This is a genomic window from Paraburkholderia sp. BCC1886, from assembly GCF_900996245.1.
Taxonomy (GTDB): Bacteria; Pseudomonadota; Gammaproteobacteria; order Burkholderiales; family Burkholderiaceae; genus Paraburkholderia.
The window spans coordinates 341,380-363,773 of the sequence record NZ_CAAJGK010000074.1 but is presented as its reverse complement, the minus strand read 5'-3'; the positions used below and the strand labels follow the sequence as shown (position 1 = coordinate 363,773).

General features: G+C 64.4%; 19 protein-coding genes. 16 read left to right on the top strand and 3 right to left on the bottom strand.

Features of this window, described 5'->3' with window-relative positions; translation table 11 throughout:
* Positions 1–97 precede the first annotated feature (97 nt).
* Positions 98–1,009 (bottom strand): LysR family transcriptional regulator, encoded by a 912-nt coding sequence (locus tag FQ746_RS26150; RefSeq protein WP_144112673.1) that lies wholly within the window; start codon positions 1,007–1,009, stop codon positions 98–100.
* Positions 1,010–1,141: 132 nt separating this feature from the next.
* On the opposite strand from FQ746_RS26150, the gene FQ746_RS26145 reads away from it, so the two are divergent.
* Both FQ746_RS26145 and FQ746_RS26140 read left to right on the top strand, forming a co-directional pair.
* The gene (locus FQ746_RS26145) at positions 1,142–1,744 is read left to right on the top strand and encodes an NADPH-dependent F420 reductase (RefSeq protein WP_144112672.1); all 603 of its coding nucleotides are present in this window, start codon (positions 1,142–1,144) and stop codon (positions 1,742–1,744) included.
* A gap of 3 nt (positions 1,745–1,747) precedes the next feature.
* Positions 1,748–2,251 carry an SRPBCC domain-containing protein gene (locus FQ746_RS26140; protein ID WP_144112671.1) on the top strand — a complete coding sequence of 168 codons (504 nt, stop codon included), beginning with the start codon at positions 1,748–1,750 and terminating at the stop codon, positions 2,249–2,251.
* 138 nt (positions 2,252–2,389) lie between these two features.
* Here the strand turns inward: FQ746_RS26140 and FQ746_RS26135 are convergent, their stop codons facing one another.
* Positions 2,390–2,905 carry a Dps family protein gene (locus FQ746_RS26135; RefSeq protein ID WP_144112670.1) on the bottom strand — a complete coding sequence of 172 codons (516 nt, stop codon included), beginning with the start codon at positions 2,903–2,905 and terminating at the stop codon, positions 2,390–2,392.
* 333 nt (positions 2,906–3,238) lie between these two features.
* Here FQ746_RS26135 and FQ746_RS26130 point away from each other — a divergent pair, with 333 nt between their 5' ends.
* From FQ746_RS26130 to FQ746_RS26085, 10 genes are all read left to right on the top strand, one after another.
* Positions 3,239–3,883 (top strand): GntR family transcriptional regulator, encoded by a 645-nt coding sequence (locus FQ746_RS26130; RefSeq protein ID WP_144112777.1) that lies wholly within the window; start codon positions 3,239–3,241, stop codon positions 3,881–3,883.
* Positions 3,884–3,932: 49 nt separating this feature from the next.
* On the top strand, positions 3,933–4,739 hold the full coding sequence (locus FQ746_RS26125) for an SDR family oxidoreductase (RefSeq protein ID WP_144112669.1): 807 nt from the start codon (positions 3,933–3,935) through the stop codon (positions 4,737–4,739).
* Between the two features lie 34 nt (positions 4,740–4,773).
* Entirely contained in the window at positions 4,774–5,706 is a 933-nt protein-coding gene (locus FQ746_RS26120; protein WP_144112668.1) for a 3-keto-5-aminohexanoate cleavage protein, read from the top strand.
* A gap of 33 nt (positions 5,707–5,739) precedes the next feature.
* The gene (locus tag FQ746_RS26115) at positions 5,740–6,516 is read left to right on the top strand and encodes an N-acyl homoserine lactonase family protein (RefSeq protein ID WP_260854166.1); all 777 of its coding nucleotides are present in this window, start codon (positions 5,740–5,742) and stop codon (positions 6,514–6,516) included.
* Between the two features lie 42 nt (positions 6,517–6,558).
* Positions 6,559–7,686, top strand: coding sequence for a sugar ABC transporter substrate-binding protein (locus tag FQ746_RS26110; RefSeq protein WP_144112667.1), 1,128 nt, complete (start codon positions 6,559–6,561; stop codon positions 7,684–7,686).
* Positions 7,687–7,697: 11 nt separating this feature from the next.
* Positions 7,698–9,227 (top strand): sugar ABC transporter ATP-binding protein, encoded by a 1,530-nt coding sequence (locus tag FQ746_RS26105; RefSeq protein WP_144112666.1) that lies wholly within the window; start codon positions 7,698–7,700, stop codon positions 9,225–9,227.
* A gap of 36 nt (positions 9,228–9,263) precedes the next feature.
* Positions 9,264–11,363, top strand: a complete 2,100-nt coding sequence (locus tag FQ746_RS26100) for an ABC transporter permease subunit (protein ID WP_144112665.1) — start codon at positions 9,264–9,266, stop codon at positions 11,361–11,363.
* A 19-nt stretch (positions 11,364–11,382) separates the two neighbouring features.
* Positions 11,383–12,351 carry a 3-hydroxyacyl-CoA dehydrogenase gene (locus FQ746_RS26095; protein ID WP_144112664.1) on the top strand — a complete coding sequence of 323 codons (969 nt, stop codon included), beginning with the start codon at positions 11,383–11,385 and terminating at the stop codon, positions 12,349–12,351.
* A 12-nt stretch (positions 12,352–12,363) separates the two neighbouring features.
* Positions 12,364–13,266 carry an SMP-30/gluconolactonase/LRE family protein gene (locus FQ746_RS26090; RefSeq protein ID WP_144112663.1) on the top strand — a complete coding sequence of 301 codons (903 nt, stop codon included), beginning with the start codon at positions 12,364–12,366 and terminating at the stop codon, positions 13,264–13,266.
* 146 nt (positions 13,267–13,412) lie between these two features.
* Complete coding sequence (locus tag FQ746_RS26085; RefSeq protein ID WP_144112662.1) at positions 13,413–15,092, top strand: ABC-F family ATP-binding cassette domain-containing protein; 1,680 nt, start codon at positions 13,413–13,415, stop codon at positions 15,090–15,092.
* Between the two features lie 64 nt (positions 15,093–15,156).
* On the opposite strand, the gene FQ746_RS26080 is transcribed toward FQ746_RS26085, so the two are convergent.
* A complete protein-coding gene (locus FQ746_RS26080) occupies positions 15,157–15,879 on the bottom strand; it encodes an AraC family transcriptional regulator (RefSeq protein WP_186310838.1) in 723 nt (240 codons plus the stop codon).
* Positions 15,880–16,065: 186 nt separating this feature from the next.
* Between FQ746_RS26080 and FQ746_RS26075 the strand changes: the two genes are divergently transcribed.
* From FQ746_RS26075 to FQ746_RS26060, 4 genes are read left to right on the top strand one after another with little or no spacing between them, the layout of a single operon-like run.
* Positions 16,066–17,028 carry a DMT family transporter gene (locus tag FQ746_RS26075; protein ID WP_144112660.1) on the top strand — a complete coding sequence of 321 codons (963 nt, stop codon included), beginning with the start codon at positions 16,066–16,068 and terminating at the stop codon, positions 17,026–17,028.
* A gap of 51 nt (positions 17,029–17,079) precedes the next feature.
* Positions 17,080–17,790, top strand: coding sequence for a translesion DNA synthesis-associated protein ImuA (gene imuA / locus FQ746_RS26070; protein WP_144112659.1), 711 nt, complete (start codon positions 17,080–17,082; stop codon positions 17,788–17,790).
* On the top strand, positions 17,720–19,192 hold the full coding sequence (locus FQ746_RS26065) for a Y-family DNA polymerase (RefSeq protein ID WP_186310837.1): 1,473 nt from the start codon (positions 17,720–17,722) through the stop codon (positions 19,190–19,192). Before imuA ends, FQ746_RS26065 begins: the two co-directional genes overlap by 71 nt.
* Positions 19,193–19,210: 18 nt before the next feature.
* Positions 19,211–22,360, top strand: a complete 3,150-nt coding sequence (locus FQ746_RS26060) for an error-prone DNA polymerase (RefSeq protein ID WP_144112657.1) — start codon at positions 19,211–19,213, stop codon at positions 22,358–22,360.
* Positions 22,361–22,394: the final 34 nt, after the last annotated feature.

Below are 22,394 nucleotides of genomic sequence, written 5' to 3'. Positions count from 1 at the left end.
GTTCTAACTGAACGACAATCATCTGTCGGCACGTCGAAGTTTTCGCGCGCGCCGAGCCTGCCCAGTTATCGCTCGCATCACTCAGTCACGCTTACGTCTAAACACCGTCCGCTTGTTCCCATAGAGTCTTCAAGCGATCGACGAACCATCTGCCCGCCGGTCCCGGCGGCTGCGACGGCTGGTGATACACCGACATGGTCAGCATCCAGCCGCTCGGCGGCATGTCGTCCACGTCCAGAACGACCAGTGTCCCTGCCGCGATGTCCTTCTCGACCATATGCAAGGGCATGCCTCCCCATCCCACGCAATCTTTGAGAAACGCGTATTTCGTCGACAGGTCAGCGAGGCGCCACGTCGACGCCGACGCCACGCCGAAGTCACGGCCGGCAGTCAGATCGGAACGATCGGTCAGCACCAGTTGAATATGCCTGGCCAACTCCCGCCGCGGTATCCGATGGCCCACGCGAGCAAGCGGATGCGACGCCGATGCGACCGCGACTAGCGGCAGTTCGCCAATCCGTTCGCTAACCAGCGTGGGGAAAGCCTGCGGCAGCGGCGGCAGAATCCCTAAGCTACAACGCCCGTCCAGAACCGGTTGATAAGCCGCCCCCAGACCTTCGACGAAAAGTCGCAGCGGCGTCAACGGAAACTGCTCCGCGAATGCTTTGGCGACGGCGCTGATCACCGTCGTCGGAAAGAAAACATCGACCACCACCGAGAGTTCCGGCTCCACGCCCGAAGTCATGAGTCTCGCGCGTGCCTTCAGCGTGTCCACGCCGGCGACGATGTTGCGGGCATCGGCGAGCAGCAGCACGCCCTCCGCTGTGAGCTTCGGAAACCGGCCCGAGCGGTCGAACAGCACCACGTCCAGTTGACTTTCCAGTCCACCGACCCAGCCGCTCACTGCGGACTGTACGCGGTTGAGCTTGCGGGCGGCCGCCGAGAAGCTGCCTTCATCCACGGCAGCGATGAAGGTTCTGAGCTGATCCAGCGAAATTCCGTCCAGCATTGCTTTGTCACCTATCTCTAAGGTAGATGGATTGTATCGTGATATACCGGCTTCTCAGATGCACGGGGCGCTGCGATGATTCTTCCCAACGCAGCGACGTTCTCGTTTAGCGCAAACCTCTCAGGAGTTGTCATGACTTATTCCATCATCGGCAGCGGCAGTGTCGGCGCCGCCATCGCACATCGATTTGCCCGCAGCGGCATCCCGGTCGGCATCGCGAATACACGTGGTCCGCAATCGCTCGCGCCTCTGGCCGGCGAGTTGGGTGACAAGGTGGTTCCTCTCACGTTGCAGGCCGCGCTCGAGGCTGACGTGATCATTCTGGCGGTCCCATTCCGCGCCCATCGCGACGTCGCGCGGGCAGCGGCCAGCTGGCAAGGCAAAGTCGTGATCGACGCCACCAATGCCTACGGCGTGCCGCTCGACGAGCTGGACAACCTGCCGTCTTCGGCGGTCGTGGCGAAAGCGTTCGCGGGCGCATCGCTCGTCAAGGCCTTCAATCATCTGCCCGCGAAAGTGCTTGCCGAAGATCCCGTCGGCGCCGGCGGCCGCCGCGTGATCTTTCTTGCCAGCGACGACGACGCTGCCAGCGCAACGGTCGCGAAACTCGTCGAGCGGCTCGGCTACGCGGCGGTCGGTCTCGGCCGGATCGCCGAAGGCGGCCAACTCGTGCAGGCCCGCGACAAAACCTGGGCGCCGCTGATTTTTCAGGATCTCTTCAAGAAGGCGCCATAAGCCATGTATGACCATGTCATCTGGCCGGAGCGCTACGACCCGAAAACGTCGGCCATTTACGCGCTCAACGACATCGACGTGAAAGCGCCGCCCGAAGTGGTGTGGAAGCTGCTCGTCGACGCGACGAACTGGGCGAGCTATTTCCCGCCCGAAGATCAGGTCGAGATCCTGTCCGGCGAGTCCAAGCTGGCTTTGGGAACCCGCTATCGCCGCGTGACGGTCGGCTTCCCGATGAGCCTCGAAGTCACCGAATGCGTGCCGAACCGAAGGCTCGCCTGGGCGACCACCGTCGACGGCGATGCAACCGGCTCGAGCGCTTATCACGGCTGGGTCATCACGCCGACGGAGCAAGGCTGCCACGTGCTGACGGAAGAGACGCAGCAGGGCGAATGGTTTCTCGACGTGCTCGGACGGCAACATCCCGGCGGGCTTTATCGCTATCACCAGGAGTGGGTCGAGCGACTCGCGCGTGCCGCCGAGGCGGCGGTCGCAAACAACGTCGGGTGATCGTGCCAGTGCGCGGTAGTCATGTACCCGTTCGGCGGAGCGATCTTGCGAAAGCCGCGCTCGAGTTAGCGGCATCGGCCAGGCGCTCGACATGAAAAAAGGCGCCACAGGCGCCTTTTTTTATGTCGCTACCAGCGCTTACGAGCGCGTGGCTTCGAACAGGAACCACACACGCTCTTCCGTCTGATCGATCCAGTTCTCGATCAGACTGGCGGTCGCGACGTCTTCCTTGTCGTCGCACAACTCGTGCAGTTCGCGCATGTACTTGACGAGCGACTCGTTGTCGCTACGCAGTTCGTTGAGCATCTCGATCGGCGGAACGAAATCCGCGTCGTTATCGGCAAGGCGCTTCAGCGTACTGATTTGTCCGACGGATCGCAGCGTCGTGCCGCCGAGCTTGCGCGCGCGTTCGGCGATCGGATCGATCATGTCGTAGACGAATTGCGCCTGGTCGTCGAGCAGCAGGTGATAGTCGCGAAAGTGCGGGCCGCTCACGTGCCAGTGGAAGTTTTTCGTTTTGACGAAGAGTGAAAAGACGTCGGCCAGCAACTTCGTCAGTCCTTCGGCCACTTCCTTGCGCGCGTCGTTGCCGAGGTCGGTCGGGGTGGTCAGTTTGGCGGATGCGGCGCTCGGTTTTTTCGTCGATGTAGCCATGGAAGCTCCAGAGTTCAAGAAAGAGGTGAGACGGGTTTTCGTCGACAGGTGAGTGGGACGCACGTCGCGTGCCTGGTTGCATCGGCTCATCGGAACCTGTCCGGTTTCAACTCGACGAAGACGCAACCCGATGGCCCGTGTTTTCCCCTACGTCTTCCTTGTTGACTCGAAGGGCGGCGCACACCACACTTCGTTGCAAGGTGTGATCACAGGTCACACATCTGGTAAGGAGTCGTTTTTCTCATGGCACAAGGCATCCCCCGAGCCCCCGCACGAGTCCCGGCACGCGAGCCGGGCGACTCGCTGCCGCTCGAACTGGTGGCACGCGAAACCATGGCGGGGCGCGTTTACGCGCAGTTGCGCGAAGCGATCATGACGGGCCGTTTCGCGCCGGGCCAGGCGTTGAGCCTTCGCGGTGTCGCGGAAGCCGTCGGTTCGTCGACGATGCCCGTGCGCGCCGCGCTGACCCGACTGCAGGCCGAAGGCGCATTGATCGACGGTCCGGGGCGCGCACTGATGGTGCCGCCCATGACGCTCGATCTGCTCGACGAATTGCGCGATGTACGGATTTCGCTGGAAGGCTGCGTGGCGAAGCGCGCTGCATCGCGAATGACGAAGGAACACTTGAGCACGCTGCAAGCCGTCTTCGACGCCATGGACGCGCATGTCGAAGCCGGCGATGTCCCCGCGTATCTGCGCAGCAACTTCGAATTTCACATCGCCATTTATACGCACGGCGCGAGCGACCTGACGCTTGCGACCATCCAGAACCTGTGGATGCGCATCGGACCGTTTCTAAACCTCGTCGCGCCGGATATTCCGCATATGCGTCTGTCGATGGCGGCGCACAAGAAGATCGTCGAGGCGCTCTGGCAAGGCGATGGCGAAGGCGCGCGAGCGGGTATCGAAGAAGACATCGGCGGCGCGGCGGCCGACTTGCAGGAGCGCCTGCAAAGCAGGGAGGCAGCACGGGCATAGCTGGACAGGTGTACTTGCAAGCCTCGAAAAAACATCAACGGAGACAGGCATGACGGTTCTGCAAATGTTGAAACCGCACGCGGGATTACGCGTGCTGGTCACGGGCGGCGCATCGGGTATCGGGCTTGTCATCGCGCGTGCTTTTGTCGATGCCGGTTCGCGCGTGCATGTGTGCGACGCAAGCGCGGACGCCACGACCGCGCTGCTCGACGCCGAAGCAGGCGTCGAGTTGAACGCGATCACCGCGACACTTGCGGATGTCGCCGACCGCGCGGCAGTCGACCGGGTCTTCGACGACGTCGCGACACAACTCGGCGGCCTCGACGTGCTGATCAACAACGCGGGCATTGCGGGGCCGACGGGGGGTATCGACGCGATGGACGTCGGCGAGTGGGAACAGACCATCGATGTCAATCTCAACGCCCAGTTCTATTTCGCGCGGCGCGCGGTACCCCTGCTGAAAGAAGCGCGCGACGGCGGGTCGATCATCGCGATGTCGTCGGTGGCGGGGCGGCTCGGCTATGCATTCCGTACGCCGTACTCCGCGACCAAGTGGGCGGTGGTGGGGCTCACCAAAAGCCTCGCCATCGAACTCGGACCGGACAACATTCGCGTCAACGCCATTCAGCCGGGCATCGTGAAAGGACCTCGCATCGAGCGGGTCATCGCTGCTCGCGCCGTGCAACTCGGTCTCTCCTACGAAGACATGGAGAAGCGCTACCTCGAGACGATCTCGCTGCGCCGCATGACCACGCCGGAGGAAGTCGCCGCGACTGCCCTGTTCCTGTGTTCGCCGGGCGGCAGCGGCATCTCCGGGCAAGCCATTTCGGTGTGCGGCAACGTCGAAACGCTTTAAACACGTCTCTCAATTGCAAAGAGGTCTGAAAACCATGGCTACCAAGCGCAAGGTCATCATCACCTGCGCGCCTACGGGCGCGATTCATACTCCGTCGATGTCGCCGTATCTGCCCGTCACGCCGCAGGAAATCGGCGATGCGGCGCTGGCTGCCGCGAAAGAGGGTGCGGCCATCCTGCATCTGCATGCACGCGATCCCGTCGACGGCCGGCCGACGCAGGACCCCGCCGTGTTCCAGCAGTTCCTGCCGCGCATCAAGGCCGAGACCGACGCGGTGATCAACATTACGAGCGGCGGCAGTCCGCACATGACTGTGGAAGAGCGTCTTAAGCCGGCGCATCACTTCAAGCCGGAAGTGGCATCGCTGAACATGGGCTCGATGAACTTCGGTCTCTATCCGATGCTCGATCGTTTCAAGGAATTCAGGCACGACTGGGAGCGCCAGCATCTGGCCAACAGCCGCGACCTGATCTTCAAGAACACCTTCAAGGATATCGAATACATCCTCACGTCCTGCGGCGCGAACGGTACGCGTTTCGAGTACGAGTGCTACGACATTTCGCATCTGTATAACCTCGCGCATTTCGTCGATCGCGGGCTCGCGAAGCCGCCGTTCTTCGTGCAGAGCGTGTTCGGCCTGCTCGGCGGTATCGGGCCGCATCCCGAAGATCTGATGCACATGCGCCGCACCGCCGACCGTCTGTTTGGAAGCGACTACGTGTGGTCGATCCTCGGTGCGGGCCGTCATCAGATTCCGCTCGCGACACTGGGCGTGGCGCAAGGCTCGAATGCGCGTGTCGGACTCGAAGATTCGCTATGGATCGAAGCCGGCAAGCTGGCCGAATCGAGCGCGGCGCAGGTCGTGAAAATCCGTCAGGTGATAGAAGGCCTGTCGCTCGACATCGCGACGCCCGACGAAGCGCGCGCCATGCTCGGGCTCAAAGGCGCGGACAACACGAATTTCTGACGCATTCCTTCAACTTCGACGGCGGGGATCGCTATGACTGTGCCCAAACTCAAAGTGGTCGCCATGCCGACGGGCTGGCTGACCGTCGACCGTTCATCGCAGATCTACGGCCGGTATTACGGTCAGCAGATCAAGGTGCCGGTGTGGTCGACGGCGATCGTCGGCGGCGACAAAAAGATCGTCGTGGACACCGGCATTCACGACCCCGGCTGGGTGTCGAGCTTCGTCTGCCCGTGCGAGCAGGCGCCCGAAGAACGTCTCGAACGCGCGCTGCGGGAGTACGTCGGCTGGAGCGCGGACGACGTCGATATCGTCATCAACACGCATTTGCACTACGACCATTCGGGCGGCAACACGCTGTTTAAAAATGCGCGGTTCGTCGTGCAGGCCACCGAATGGGAATACGCCGGCCGGCCGCTGCCGACCCAGTCGACGTTCTATCAGGAGTTTCTGATCGGCCGCGAACCGCTTGGTTATTTTCGCTGGCAGTTCGTGCATGGCCTCACCGATATCGCGCCGGGCGTGCGTGTCGTCCCGACGCCGGGCCACACGCCGGGGCATCAGTCCGTTGCCGTCGATACCGCCGACGGGGTGGTGCTGATCGCAGGCGATTGCGCAAGCTGCATGGAAAACATCGTCGATCTCGTGCCGGTCGGGATCGTTCATGAGACCGCGGCCGAACTCGCTTCGCTCAGGCGAATCAGGCAGATCGCGGACTTCGTCATTCCCGGTCACGACCCGAATGTCGTGGCGGGGTCCGCCGGCATCGCACTACCCGCAAGCGCACGTCTGAAGCACGTTGAAAGTTAGTAGTACCGGAATAAATAACCATACATTGGGTTGGAGGAAGACATGAAAACGCTGACGAACACCATCCGTCGGGCGGCAAGGTTCGCGCTCGGGGCCGCGTTGCTGGCGACGCTGACGGTCTCGCATCAGGCATCCGCCGCGGAGAAATACAAGGTATTTCTGTCGATGAGCTATGTCGGCAACGACTGGCAGACCGAAGCCGCCAACATGGTCAAGGCCATGGCCGCGACACCGGGCCTGAAAGACAAGGTCGATCTCGAAGTCCAGGTCGCCGGCACCGACGCGCAAAAGCAGATCCAGCAGATCAATTCCATGGTGCAGGCGGGCGCGAAGGCGATCGTGATCTATCCCATCTCGCCGACCGCGTTGAACCGCGCGATCAGGAATGCCTGTTCGAAGGGCGTGATCGTGGCCGCGTACGACGGCGAAGTCACCGAGCCGTGCGCGCACAACGTGACCATCGACCAGAAGCAGGCCGGCACGGTGACCGCCGAGTGGCTCGCGAAGACGATCAACGGCAAGGGCAATATCGTGCTGATCAACGGCGTGCCGGGCACCTCGGTGGATCGCGCGCGCACGGAAGCGGCGAAGGCGGTGTTCGCTAAATACCCGGGTATCAGGATCGTGGCCGAAGGCACGGGCATGTGGAGCCAGGCGACCGCGAAGACCGAGTTGTCGAAGATTCTCGCGACGAATAGCTGGGACAGGATCGACGGCTTGTGGATGCAGGTGGGCTGCTTCACGGCTGCCTCGATGCAGCTGGAAGCCGGCATTGCCGACGACAAGGTCAAACCCTGCGCGGGTGAATCGTCCAACGGCCACCGCGTGCAGATGTTGCCGCCGGGCACGGTAAAGGGCGAGGGTTCGTATCGCTCGATCGGCTACCGGTCCATCTCGTACGGCTCGCCGCCGTACTCGGGCGCACTGGCGCTGAAGATGGCGGTCGGCAAACTCGAAGGCAAGGAATTTCCGCCGCACGTCACGCTCAAGCTGCCGCTGGTTCTGACCGCGGAATCGAAACTCTGCAAGACGGGCGCTATCGACGAGCTGAAAGCCGGGTGCACGGCATTCACGCCGGACAAGGTGCCGCCGGGCTGGTTCGCCGACATCTACTCGAGCGAAACGAGCGAGGTCGGCTTCAATGCGGCGCTGACCGGCAAGCCGGACTAAGGAGCATTTCCATGCAGAGTCATTCACTGGCGGCAGACGGCAGCCTGGCGATCGATCTGTCGAACGTGACCAAGCGCTTCGGCGCAACGGTCGCGCTCGCCGACGCGTCGTTTCGCGTCAGACGCGGCGCCGTTCACGCGCTGCTCGGCGAGAACGGCGCGGGCAAGTCGACGACGGTCAAGCTGCTCTCGGGTTTGATGCAGCCGGACGAGGGCAGCATCTCGATCCTCGGTCGCAGCGTGACCCTGCGTGGTCCGCGGGACGCGCATCGGGCCGGCGTGCAGACCGCATTCCAGGAGATGACGCTGGTGCGCGACCTGACGGTCGCGCAGAACCTGCTGATGTCGTACGAGCCGACCGGATGGTTCGGCCGCATCCGTCAGCGCGAAGCCCAGCGGCAAGCGGCGGAGTGGCTCGATCGGCTCGAACTGGGCGATGTGCGTCCCGGCGCCTATATCCGCGACCTCGCGTTGCCCGTGCGTCAGAAGATCGAGATCGCCAAGGCACTCGTGCGCAAGCCGGACGTGCTGCTGCTCGACGAGCCGACCTCGGCGCTGTCGGGCCGTGACGTGTCCTGGCTCGCGCGCCGTATCGAAGAGATGAAGGCGCGCGGCGTGACCTTCGTGTTCATCACGCATCGCATGCAGGAAGTGCGTGAGTTCTGCGACAGCCTGACGGTCTACCGGAATGGCCGCGATGTGGGCGCATTCGACACCGCCGCCATCTCCGACGACGAAGTCATTCGTCTCGTCATCGGACGCTCGATGGAAGCGAAGTATCCGGTAAAGCTCGCGTCTCCCGCCGTGCTGGCGACGCCCGCGATGCAAGCGCGCGGCATCCGGATGGACGGCGTGGTGAACGACTTCGACCTGACCTTGAAAGCCGGCGAAGTGCATGGCATCGCAGCGCTGCAAGGCATGGGACAGCGCGAGATTTTCGAGGCCCTGTTCGGCGCGGCGTTTATCGATGCGGGCCAGATTCTCGTCGAAGGAAAGCCGGTCACGCTGACCTCGACGGCGGATTCGCTGAAAGCAGGCATCTCCACCAGCTTTCTGCCGGAAGACCGCAAGACCGAAGGTCTGTTCCTGCGACTGCCCGGAGGCGAGAACGTGTCGTTGCCAGTCATCAGGCGCTTCACCCGTTTCGGGCTGATCGATCGCAAGCGCGAACGGTCTGCCATCCAACGCGTGCTCGCGCAGATGGAAGTGAATCCGCGCGCCGAATACAAACCTTGCCTGTCGTTCTCGGGCGGCAACCAGCAGAAGATCGCGATGGCGAAATGGTTGCTCACGCAAAGCCGCGTGTGGCTGATGTTCGATCCGACGCGCGGTATCGATGTCGGCACCAAGCATCAGATTTTCGTGCTGATGCGCGCGTTCGCCGCGGCCGGCGGCGCCGTGCTGTTCTATTCCACGGACGTCCCCGAACTGGTCAACGTATGCGACCGCGTGACGGTGGTGTATCGCGGGCGCAATGTCGCCGAACTGGATGGCGATGCGCTCACCGAAGAAAACGTGATGCGAAAGATGCTGGCGAGCTGAAGCATCGCGAGCCGGATCAGGAACCAGAGGTCGATCATGAAAATTGCAATGGCGTCACACGACAAAGACATCGTGCGGCCGGGTGCGCACCTCGGTGTGCGGGCGCGCGTCGATCATTATCGTGGACTGATCATCGCCATCGGCGCGCTCGTCGCGATGCTGATCGCGTGGGTATCGTTGTCGGCCACGCCGGTGGGCCTGTACGACGTCGGCTCGGTGATCTCGAGCAGCGCGACGCTGGCGCTGGCGGCGATCGGGCAGACCATCGTGGTTCTGAGCGGCGGTTTCGACCTGTCGGCGTCCGCGGTGGTGTCGCTTGCGAACGTGCTGGCCGTGCACTTCGTGCAAGGCACGCCCGTTCAGCAATGGGGCGGCGTTGCGCTGATTCTGGCGATAGGCGGCGCTATCGGTCTGATCAACGGGGCGCTGATCGCGTGGTTCCGGCTGCAGTCCATCGTCGTCACGCTGGCGACCATGTTCATGGTCCAGGGCCTTACGCTGCTGATCCAGAACAAACCGGGCGGCAGTATCGGCGAGCAGTTCGGCGGCTTCATCACGGCGGACCTGATTCAGGACAAGGTGCCCATGTCGGCCGCCGTGCTGGTCGTCGCGCTGCTGGTGTGGACTTTCGTGAAGCGCACGCGTTTCGGCGTCGGTCTCTACGCGCTGGGCAGCGACCCCGATGGTGCGTACTCGAACGGGATGCCGGTGCGTGGCTACCGGATCGCCACGTATGCGCTCGCCGGCATGTTCTACGCGGCGGCGGGGCTGTACGTGTCGGCGCAGACGGGTTCCGCCGATCCGCTCGTCGGCCGGCCGTTACTGCTGTCCATGTTCACCGCGGTCGTGCTCGGCGGAACCTGGCTGGGCGGCGGGCGGGGCGGTTGCGTGGGCACGGTGTTCGCGGCCATGACGCTGATGATCACCGTGAATATCCTGCTCGTGCTGAACGTGTCCGCGTTTTTCACGACCATTGCCGAAGCGGTGATCCTGATTCTGGCCGTGCTGGGATCGTCGATCGGCAAGCAGTCCGCGGTGCATCGCTGCGCGCAGACTGCCAGCCGATGGTTGAGCGCATGGCGCACCGGGACACGCGCCACGGACGATCCGCACGCGCGGCGCGTGAACTTCGAAGTCGAAGATTTCCGGCCGCTGGAGAACACCGAACTCAAGGGCCGCGCCGTATCGGACTGGATAGAGCGCAATCGCGAATGGGTCAAGTACGTGGTGCCCGCCTACCTGCTCTTTTTCGCGGTCATTGCGATTACCGGTGTGGTGTACGGGCCGGGCGTGCTGGTGAGCGCCAATTTCTATACGAGCCTGCTGACGCTCACGCTGTTCCTCGCCATCCTGGGCCTCGGCCAGGGCGCGGTGATTCTCACCGGCGGACTCGATCTTTCCGTGCCGTGGCTCATCACGTTGTCGGGCGTGTTGCTCACGGGTCTCACGCACGGTCTGAACGAAGCCGCCGTCTGGGCCGTTCCGCTCGTGCTGGGCGCGGGCCTGCTCGTGGGCATTTTCAACGGTGTGGGCGTGGTGGTGCTCGGCTTGCCGCCGATCGTCGTGACGCTTGCCGCCAACGGCCTGCTGCAGGGCATCACGCTGATCTATTGCAACGGCTCGCCGCAAGGCTGGGCGCCGTCGGCCATCAGCAACTTCACCAACGGCCGCTTCGGGCCGTTGTCGCTGGCCGCCTGGTGCGTGCCGTTGTTCCTCGCGGTTGCGCTGTTGCTCCTGCATCGCACGGCATTCGGACGGCGCGTTTATGCGGTCGGCAATTCGCCGGTTGCCGCGAGACTCTCGGGCGTGCGAGTGGGCGCGACGCTGGTGGCCGTGTATTGCCTGTCGGGCTTGTGCTCCGCTGCGGTCGGGCTGTTGCTCGCCGGTTTCAGCAGTCAGGCATTTCTCGGCATGGGCGACCCGTATCTGTTGCCGTCGATTGCGGTCGTGGTGGTGGGCGGCGCCCTGATCACCGGCGGGCGCGGCCATTATCTCGGCGTGTTCGGCGGCGCCCTGCTGCTGACCGCGCTCGGCACGTTGCTGGCGGGAACGACCGTGCCGCCAGCCGTGCGCGACATCATCAACGGACTCGTGGTCCTCGCAGCCGTGATCACGTTGCGCGACAAGAAAGCCTGAGAACTCAAGGGAGCCGACTATGGGCAGCAACCGTGTGGCGGTGGTGGGAGCGGGGCGCATCGGACGCGCGTGGGCCATCGTGTTTGCGCGCGCGGGGTTCGACGTGCGTCTGCACGATGCGGACAACGCGATGCTCGATGGCGCGATTCCGTCGATACGCGAGAGCCTGCTGGATCTGCGGGAATATGGCCTGATCGAAGAACCGGTCGAGCAGATCGTCGCCCGTTTGAGCGCCTGCGGGAAACTCGGCGATGCGGTGCGGGACGTCGATCTGGTGCAGGAGAACATCGCGGAAATCGTGGAGGTGAAGCGCACGTTGTTCGCCGAACTGGACGCGCTCACGCGTGCCGACACGCTGCTCGCGAGTTCGACGTCGGGCTTGCCCGCCTCGACCTTCACGGAGGAACTGGCCGGCCGCGCGCGATGTCTGGTGGCGCATCCCGTGAACCCGCCTTCGCTCGTGCCGCTCGTGGAGTTATGCGGCGCGCCGTGGACCGCGCCGGCCACCATCGAGCGCGCTCGCGCAATCTATGAAGCCGCCGGACAGCAACCGGTCACCGTCACGCGTGAAATACCGGGATTTCTGTTGAACCGGCTGCAAGGCGTGTTGCTCGACGAAGCGCTCAGCCTCTATGCAAGGGGTTACGCCAGCGCCGCCGATCTGGATACCGTGATGCGCGATGGCCTCGGATTACGCTGGTCGTTCATGGGTCCGTTCGAAACCATCGACCTGAATGCACCCGGCGGCATCCCCGACTATGCAACGCGATATGGCGCGATGTACCGATCGTTCGCGAAAGACAGCGTGCCGTTCGACTGGGCGCCCGACAGCGTGGCGCGGCTCGACGCCGAACGTCGCGAGGTTTTGCCGCGCGACGAAATAGAAAACCGCAGCCGGTGGCGCGACCGGCGGCTGATGGCCTTGCTGGCGCAGCGCCGCGCGGAGGCGAAGGCCGCGATGGCGTCGACTGCGCAAGCGGATGAATAACCGGAGACGACCATGATCGAAACGCGCCTGATTGTCGATGCGAACAATCATCTGGGTGAAGGGCCGCTGTGGGATGTCAGGGAGCAGCGCTTGTACTGGATCGACAGCACGGCCGCCGAGATCAACAGTTGCCGCGCGGACGGCAGCGATATCCGGCGCTACTTCGTGCCGCGTCACATTGGTTCGATGGCGCTGCGGGAGCAGGGCGGTGCCGTGGTCGCGCTCGCCAACGGTCTGCATTTCTACGACTTCGACGCGCAGACGGTCGAGCTCATCGCCGATCCGGAAAGCGACGACAGCGAGACGCGCTTCAACGACGGCAAGGTGGACCGGCGCGGACGGTTTATCGCCGGGACCATGGCTTACGACTTCGACCGTTACGACGCCGATCGCGGCCAGCGGTCGAGCCGCAGCGGCGCTTTGTACCGGCTCGACACCGACGGCCGGGTCACGCGGCTCGATGGCGGCATCAGTTGCTCGAACGGTCCCTGCTGGAGCCCGGACAACCGGACCTTCTATTTCACCGATACCTACGACCGGCAGATGTACGCGTACGACTACGACATCGAGACGGGCGCCGTCGCGAACCGGCGCGTGTTTGCTTCGGCACGGGATAGGGCGGGGACGTTCGATGGCGCGACCGTCGATGCCGAGGGGTACGTATGGTCGGCGCTGGTGTTCGGCGGACGCATTCTGCGATTTGCACCGGACGGCAGGCTGGACCGCGTGGTGCCTTTTCCGGTGCGCAATCTGACGAGCGTGATGTTCGGCGGCCCGGATCTGGATATTCTTTTTGTGACGACGATGGGCCGGCCGATGTGGGGCATTCCGCAGAAGGAGCGGGATAAGGGTGGGCTGTTTGCGGTTAGCGGATTGGGTGTGGTGGGGTTGGCGGAGCCGCGGTTCGGGGGGTGAGGGCGATGGGTGGGGAATGAGCACCTGGCCTGACGAAAGCGCGCAAGCGTATCCCGACGAGCTTCGCGCGACCCCCGCAGCCAGAAAAGAAACAGCCCCCCGCGCCCAGTCGGCTATCATGCCTGTCCTCCTCGAAGTAGCTTCCTATGATTTCCGTCCGCAATGTCACGCTGCGCCGTGGCGTCAATGTCGTCCTCGACAACGCTTCCGTCACCTTCACCCCTGGCGAAAAGATCGGCCTCGTCGGCCGCAATGGCGCCGGCAAGTCGTCCTTTTTCGGCCTTCTCAACGGCACGCTGCACGAAGACGGCGGCGAGTTCTCGATTCCCGCTGCCTGGAAGATGGGCCAGGTCGCGCAGGACATGCCGGAGACCGAGCAAAGCGCGACCGATTTCGTGATCGAGGGGGACACCGTGCTGCTGGCCGCGCAGGCGGAAGTCGCCGCCGCCGAAGCCAGCGACGACGGCATGCGCATGGCGCACGCGTACATGGCCCTGCACGACGCCGGTGCACACGACGCCCCCGCCCGCGCGCAGGCGCTGATCCAGGGTCTGGGCTTCAGCGCCGCGCAACTGACCCAGCCGGTCAACAGCTTCTCCGGCGGCTGGCGCATGCGACTGCAACTGGCGCGCGCACTCATGTGCCCCTCCGACCTGCTGCTGCTCGACGAGCCGACCAATCACCTGGACCTCGACGCGCTGGTCTGGCTGGAAGCGTGGCTCAAGCGTTATCAGGGGACCCTGGTCGTGATCAGCCACGATCGCGAATTCCTCGACGGAGTGACGCAGGTGACGGTCCACGTCGACAACGCCAAACTCGTGCGCTACGGCGGCAACTACAGCAAGTTCGAAGAGATGCGCGCCGAACAGATGCTGCTGCAGCAGGCCGCGATGGCCAAGCAGGCGGACAGGATTGCCCATCTGCAGAAATTCATCGACCGTTTCAAGGCCCAGGCCTCGAAGGCGAAGCAGGCGCAGAGCCGGGTCAAGGCGCTCGAACGCATGGAGAAAATCGCCCCGGTGCTGGCCGACGCGGAGTTCACGTTCGAGTTCAAGGAGCCGCTCAACGTCCCGAACCCGCTGCTGTCGATGCTGGACACGAGCTTCGGCTACCCGCCGCCGGCCGACGCGCAGCCGGGCACGCCGCCGACGGTGATCGTGCGGGGCATCAACCGGTCCGTGCTGGCCGGGCAGCGCATCGGCATTCTCGGGGCGAACGGGCAGGGCAAGTCGACGCTGGTGAAGACCGTGGCGCACGAACTGGCGCCCATCGCCGGCGAAATCAGCGAGGGCAAAGGTCTGAACATCGGCTATTTCGCCCAGCAGGAACTCGACGTGCTGCGTCCGCTCGACACGCCGATGGAACACATGATCCGCCTCGCCAGAGATACGCCGGCGCACCAGCGTGCCCCCGGCCAGAGCGGCACCGAACAGTCGCTGCGCACGTTCCTCGGCACCTTCAACTTCAGCGGCGACATGGTGCATCAGGCGGTCGGCTCGATGAGCGGCGGCGAAAAGGCGCGGCTCGTGCTGTGCATGATCGTGTGGCAGCGTCCCAACCTGCTGCTGCTCGACGAACCGACCAACCACCTCGACCTGGCCACCCGCGAAGCGCTCGGCATGGCGCTCAATGAGTTCGAAGGCACGGTGCTGCTGGTCAGTCACGACCGCTCGCTGCTGCGCGCGGTGTGCGACGAGTTCTGGCTCGTCACCAAGGGCGGCGTCGAGCCCTTCGACGGCGATCTGGACGATTACCAGCAGTTCCTGCGCGACGAAGCGCGTCGGATGCGCGAGCAGGCGGCCGGCGGGGAGCAGAAGGTCGCCTGAGCGGGGTCGTCTCGTCGAGCGACGGAGCGAGCGGGAAGGGCGGCTGTCGAGCTGCTGTCTGCCTTCACGCAACGAAGCGCTTCGGGCTCGACCCCGTCAAACGACGAAACATGGCGATGAAGGCCGACGACGACGCATAACCCAGATCGAACGCGACCGATTCGACGCTGCGTCCGTCCCTAAGCATCGGCAACGCGGCGACGAAGCGCAGCCGCTGTCGCCAGTCGGTCAACGACATGCCCAGTTCGCGCTGGCAACGGCGAATCAGCGTGCGTTCGGTCAGGTTCACGAGCGCGGCGAGTTCGGCGATGGTGCGGTTATCGGCGGGATCGTCGCGCAACCGTTGCAGGATCGTGTTGAGTTCCGCGTCGTCGCTGTGCGGCACGAAGCTACCGGTCGTGCGGCACGTGGAAAGCTGATCGACCAGCACACGCAGCAGTCTTGCGCGGGCGGGTTGCGGCTGCGGTTGCGGCGCATCGGTCTGCGCGTGCGGTTCACGCAGATCGCGCAAGTGCTCGAGGATCGAACGGACCAGCGGCGTCACCATCACCGCGCACGATTCTTCGGGCATGCCGTGGCACAGATCGCGGCGGATATAAACCGAGCAATGCACGGCTTCCTGATGATTGAAGCCCGTGTGTTCGATGTCCGGCGCGATCCACAGGCCGAGATGGGGCGGCGCGATGAAGTGTGCGTTGCCGGCTTTGACCTCGGTGACGCCGCTGTAGGAATAGACGAATTCTCCCCATGCATGGCGCAACACCGGATAGGTTGCATGCGCCGGCATGTGCTCCGTGCGGAAGAAAACCGGCGCCGGCAGCTGGTCGGAGAAAGGCGGCAGCCGCACATGGGCTGTCGGAGACGGTATGCCGCGTTGCACAGTTGACGTCCTCGCGCGATCGAATGTCAGTTTGGCACTATATCGTGCTAAACGGTTCAGTCGATACTGTGGGCCGTCGAGTTCGGGGTGAGCATGAGAAAAACAGTCGATGGTCGGGCGGCACTCACGATGGTCGCGCTTTGCATGACGTGGAGCCTGCAGCAGGTGGCGCTCAAGGCATCGGCCATCGATGCGGCGCCCGTGTTCCAGATCGCCCTGCGTTCCGGCGCCGCTGCCGTGATGGTTTTGCTCTATGCGCGCCTTATCGTGCGCGAGCACTGGCTCAAGCGCGGCATGCTGATGCCGGGCGCCGCGGTCGGCGTGCTCTTTGCCATCGAATATCTGTGCGTGGCGCAAGGCCTGAACTGGACCAGCGCGTCGCACATGGTCGTATTCCTCTATACGGCGCCGCTTTTCGCGGCGCTCGGCCTCCATCTGCGATTACCCGACGAACGCCTGAGCCGGTTGCAATGGAGCGGGATGGGACTCGCGTTCCTCGGCATCGTGCTGGCGTTTCTCGGACCCGCGTTGCTGGATTCGCATTCCGCGCGACTTCCCGCGTGGATGTGGGGCGATCTGCTCGGCCTGTGCGCCGGGACGATGTGGGGCATGACGACCGTCGCGGTGCGAACCAGCCGCCTGAGCGAAGCGCCCGCCACGCAGACGCTGTTTTATCAGCTCGCCGGCGCGTTCGTGATTCTGCTGGCGGCTACCGTGCTGCTCGGCAAGACGCACTTTCACGGGTCGCCGGCGCTGTGGACGAGCCTCGTCTTCCAGACCGTATTCGTCTGTTTCGTGAGTTTCCTGGTCTGGTTCGCGATGTTGCGCCGCTATCTGGCCGCGCGGCTCGGCGTGCTGTCGTTCATGACGCCGCTGTTCGGCGTGGTGTGGGGTGTGGTGCTGCTGAACGAGCGGCTGAGCGCCGCTTTCGTGGCGGGCGCGGTGCTGGTCTGCGTCGGGCTCGTGGTCGTGAACGGCGATGCGTGGATTAAAACCTGGCGAACGCCATGGCAGCGCCGGGTGAAGTCTCCTCAAAAAAGTGCCAGTTCCCCGTAGCAACTTTCCGTGTAGGATACTGTATATCCATACAGTCTTTTCCTACACCTCATGCCCGCCGCCGCCAGCACTATACCGGAAGCCATTCACCCGTCCCTGTGGCGGGCGTCCCAGCTTGCGCGCGGCCGTGGCCGCGTCGTCGAAACCGGCTATCCCGCGTTATCGGAACAGCTTCCGGGCGGCGGCTGGCCCATCGGCGCGCTGATCGACCTGCTGGTCCAGCAAGCCGGCGTCGGCGAATTGCGCCTGCTGCGGCCCGCCCTCAGCACGCTGGGCAAACGCCCCGTCGCGCTGGTTCAGCCGCCGCACACGCCCAACGGACTGGGCCTCGAATACATCGGCCTCGCCCCGGAACAACTGCTGCAAATCCGCGCGTCGAAAACAGCCGACGCCCTGTGGTCCGCCGAGCAGATCCTGCGTGCCGGCAGTTGCGGCGCGCTGCTTTTCTGGTCCCAGCACGTCCAGACGTCGTCGCTGCGCCGGCTTCACCTGGCAGCTCAATCGGCGGAAACGCTTTTCTTCATGGTTCGCCCGCTGGCCGCCGCGCAAGACGCTTCACCCGCCGTCCTGCGCCTCGCGTTAAGACCCGACAAAGACGGCCTCACGGTCGATATAACCAAGCGACGAGGTCCAGCACGCGCAGAACCTCTGTCGATTCCCCTCCAACCCACACCTGTCCTGTTTTCGCACCATGCGCGTATTTCTCGCCGTCCACTTGCCCCGGTTGCAACTCGAGGTCTTCCGGCCAAGGTGGCTGCCTGAGCCCGAGCACGGCAGCGTGGTGCTCGAGCGCGACAAGGTGCTGATTGCGGACGGCGTCGCAAGGTCGGCGGGTATCCGCCCCGGCATGAAACGCGGCGGCGTGCTGACGCTCGCGCCGGAGGTCGACATGCACGAACGCGACCCGGCTCGCGAACACGCCGCGCAACGCGAAGTCGCGGTGGCGCTCATGCAGTTCTCGCCCGACGTGGCCGTGCTCGACGAAGCCGTCGTGGTGGCCGACATCGGCGCGAGCCTGCGTCTGTTCGGCGGGCTGCTTGCGATCTGCCGGCAGGCGAAAGCCATTCTGGCGGCGTTGGGCTTCACCGCGCGCATCAGCGCGGCGCCCACCGGGCAGGGCGCGTGGCTGCTCGCCAAACACCGCAACCGGCGGGTGTTGAAACTCGACTCGCTCGACCGGCAACTGTCCGCCTTGTCGTTGCTATCTGTCCCGGAAATAAGACCGTTCGCAGACTGGTTCACGGGACTCGGCTGCGGATCGATCGCCGATGTCCGCAGGCTGCCGCGCGCGGGCTTGCAGCGTCGTTGCGGCGAGCATCTGCTCGATTCGCTCGATCGCGCATTCGGCACGGCGCCCGAGTTGTTCGACTGGCTGGAATTGCCGCCGACCTTTGCCGCGCGGATCGAAATGCCGGATCGCATCGAACACGCGGAGGCGGCGCTGTTCGGTGCGCATCGGCTGATCGTGCAGCTTTGCGGCTGGCTGTGCGCGAAACAACTGGCGCTGACGGGCGCGACGCTGTTTCTGGAGCACGAGCGCGGCAGGCACGCGATCGAGCCCACCTCGATCTCGATCGCGCTCGGCGAGCCGACCTGGCGGGAAGAACACCTGGTGCGTCTGATCAAGGAGCGGCTCGGTCGCATCGAGGAACTGAGTGCGCCGATCATCGCGCTGCGGCTCGTCGCCGCCACGGTTCAGCCGGCCATTCCCGAGTCCGACACGCTGTTTCCCGAGCCGGGCGGCACGGCCGAGGATCACGCCCGGCTGGTCGAACTGCTGGTCGCGCGGCTAGGCGAGGACAACGTGCTGCGGCCCGCGCCGACCGCCGATTACCGGCCGGAAATCGCGAACCGCTGGGTGCCGGTGGCGAGCGCGTCGAAAGGCACGGCGCTGCCGCACGGACTTCCGCGGCCCACCTGGCTGCTGGAAAAACCGGTGCGCCTGCTGATGCGCCAGCATCGCCCGTTCTATGGCTCGCCGCTTCGCATGGTGTCGCCGGGCGAACGCATCGAGTCCGGCTGGTTCGACGGCGAACTGATGACGCGCGATTACTTCGTCGCGCAAGGTGTGGACCAAAGCTGTTTCTGGATCTATCGCGAGCGCGTCAGCAGCCGCGACGCCGAAGACGACCAGCGGTGGTTTCTCCACGGCCTGTTCGGTTAGCGCGCCGGATAACCCGCCATGGATGCCACTTTCTCCACGCTGCCGGATTACGCGGAACTGTTCTGCTTTTCCAATTTCACGTTTCTGCATGGCGCGTCGCATGCGGAAGAACTGGCGCAGCGCGCGGCGCAACTCGGCTATGCCGCGCTGGCGATGACCGACGAATGCTCGCTCGCCGGCGTCGTGCGGGCCCACGTCGCGGCGAAGGAGTCGAAGCTGCCGTTTATCGTCGGTTCCTATTTCCGCCTGACCCACGCCGACGGGTCGCCGGCTTTCGGACTGATCCTGCTCGCCAGAAACCGCGAGGGATACGGCAACCTGTCCGAACTGATCACGCTGGCGCGCACCCGCGCGCCGAAGGGCGAGTACCGGCTTTCGCCCCACGATCTCTCGCGGCCGGACAAGGAGAACCGGCATCTGCTCGGCATGCCGGATTGTCTGGCGATCCTCGTGCCCGACTTCCCGGCGAAAGAGGACGTGCTGGACGCGCACCTCGAATGGCTCGACGAGACATTCACCGGTCGCGCCTGGGTAGGGCTGGTGCTGCATCAGCGCGCGATGGACGACATCCATCGCGGCGCGGTCGAGTTCGTCGCCCGCAATCGGGACGTGCCGGTCGTGGCGCTGGGTCATGTCGTCATGCACGTGCGCTCGCGCAAGCCGTTGCAGGACACGATGACGGCGATCCGCGTGCGCAAGCCCGTGCACGAATGCGGCTACGAGCTCGCGCCGAATGCCGAACAGCATCTGCGTTCCCGATTGCGGCTCGCCAATCTCTATCCGGACGACGCGCTCGCCGCGACGCTCGACATTGCCAGCCGCTGCACGTTCTCGCTGGACGAGTTGCGCTACGAGTATCCCGACGAACTGGTGCCGTTCGGCATCACGCCGACCGCGTATCTTCGCCAGGAGACTTACATCGGCGCGCAGCGGCGCTTTCCAGCGGGCATCCCGCACAAGGTTCAGGAGCAGCTCGAACACGAACTGGAACTGATCGCCGAGCTCGAATACGAGCCATATTTTCTGACCGTGTACGACATCGTGCGTTTCGCGCGCAGCCAGCACATTCTGTGTCAGGGACGCGGCTCGGCGGCGAATAGCGCGGTCTGCTATTGCCTCGGCGTGACCGAGGTCGATCCGGCGCGCGGCAACATGCTGTTCGAGCGGTTCATCTCGAAGGAGCGCGGCGAGCCGCCCGATATCGACGTCGATTTCGAGCATCAGCGGCGCGAAGAAGTCATCCAGTACATCTACGGCAAGTACGGGCGCGATCGCGCGGCGATTGCGGCAGCGGTCTCCACTTACCGGCCGCGCGGCGCGTTGCGCGAGACGGGCAAGGCGCTCGGTGTCGATCCGCAGATCGTGGACGCGGTGGCGAAGTCGCATCACTGGTTCGATACGAGTCAGGACCTGCTCAAGCGCTTCACGGAGTCGGGCCTCGATCCGGACAAGCCGCTGATTCAGGCGTGGGCCCGGCTCGCGTCGCAGTTGCTGAATTTTCCGCGTCATCTGTCGCAACACTCGGGCGGCTTCGTCATTAGTCGCGGCAAGCTCACGCGGCTCGTGCCGGTCGAGAATGCCGCAATGGTGGATCGCTCGGTCATCGAGTGGGACAAGGACGATCTGGAATCGCTTGGATTGCTCAAGATCGACGTGCTCGCGCTCGGCATGCTGTCGGCGATCCGGCGCGCGCTCGATCTCGTGTCGGAAAAGCGCGGCGAGCGTTTCGAGATGCAGGACATTCCGGCCGAGGACGAGGCGACCTACGACATGATTTCGGCGGCCGACACGGTCGGCGTGTTCCAGATCGAATCGCGCGCGCAGATGAGCATGCTGCCGCGCATGAAGCCGCGCAGGTTCTACGACCTCGTGATCGAAGTCGCCATCGTGCGGCCGGGGCCGATCCAGGGCGGCGCGGTGCATCCGTATTTGCAGCGTCGCCAGGGCTTCGAGCCGGTCAGCTACCCGAGCCCCGCACTCGAAACCGCCTTGGGTCGAACGCTCGGCGTGCCGATTTTCCAGGAGCAGGTGATGCAGGTCGCGATTCTGGCAGCGGGTTTTACCGCCGGCGAAGCGGACCAGTTACGCCGCGCGATGGCGGCCTGGAAACGCAAAGGCGGTCTGGAAAAATACTACGACCGCATCGTGCTCGGCATGCAGCAGCGCGGCTATCAACTCGCGTTCGCGGAGGCGATTTTCGAGCAGATCAAAGGCTTCGGCGAGTACGGTTTTCCCGAGAGTCACGCGGCCAGTTTCGCGCTGCTGGTCTACGCGAGCAGCTGGCTCAAATGTCATGAGCCGGAGGCGTTTCTGGCCGCGATGCTGAACAGTCAGCCAATGGGTTTCTATTCGCCGTCGCAACTGGTTCAGGATGCGCACCGGCACGGCGTCGAGGTGCTGCCGGTCGACGTGACCGTCAGCGGTTGGGACTCGTCGCTCGAATATGGCGAAGGCGCGGCGCAACCCGCGGTGCGGCTCGGTCTTTCGTTGCTGCGCGGCATGAAAGACGGTGCAGCGGAGCGGATTGAAAACGCGCGCGCGGTTCGTCCCTTCACGACCGTCAACGACCTCGCGCGGCGCGCGCAACTGGACCGCAAAGACCTGCACGTTCTCGCCGACGCCAATGCGCTGGCGTCGCTCGCGGGCAATCGCCGCGAGGCGCTCTGGCAATCGGTCGCGGCCGTGCCGGACAAGGACATGCTGTGCGCCGCCGCGATCGACGACGAGACGCCGGAGCTGGGCGCGCCGACCGAAGCCAACGACCTGGTCGCCGATTACCGCTCGTTCGGGTTGACGCTCGGCCGGCATCCGCTGGCGTTGCTCAGGCCGCAATTGCAGGCGAACCGCCTGATGCCGGCCTCGACGCTGCGCACGTATCGCGACGGACGGCTCGCGCGAGGCTGCGGGCTCGTGACCGTGCGCCAGCGTCCCGGAACCGCCAAGGGCGTGATGTTCGTCACGCTCGAAGACGAGACGGGTAACGTCAACGTGATCGTGTGGCCGGGTCTGCTGGAAAAGCAGCGCAAGGAAGCGCTCGGCTCGAGCCTGCTCGCCGTGTACGGGACGTGGCAGTCGCAAGGGGAAGTGCGCCACCTCGTGGCGCACTTCCTGGTCGATATGTCTCATCTGCTGGGCGGCCTGCACTCGGTAAGCCGGGACTTTTTCTAGCCGGATGCGGGTTGTCGGTATCATCGGACCAGCG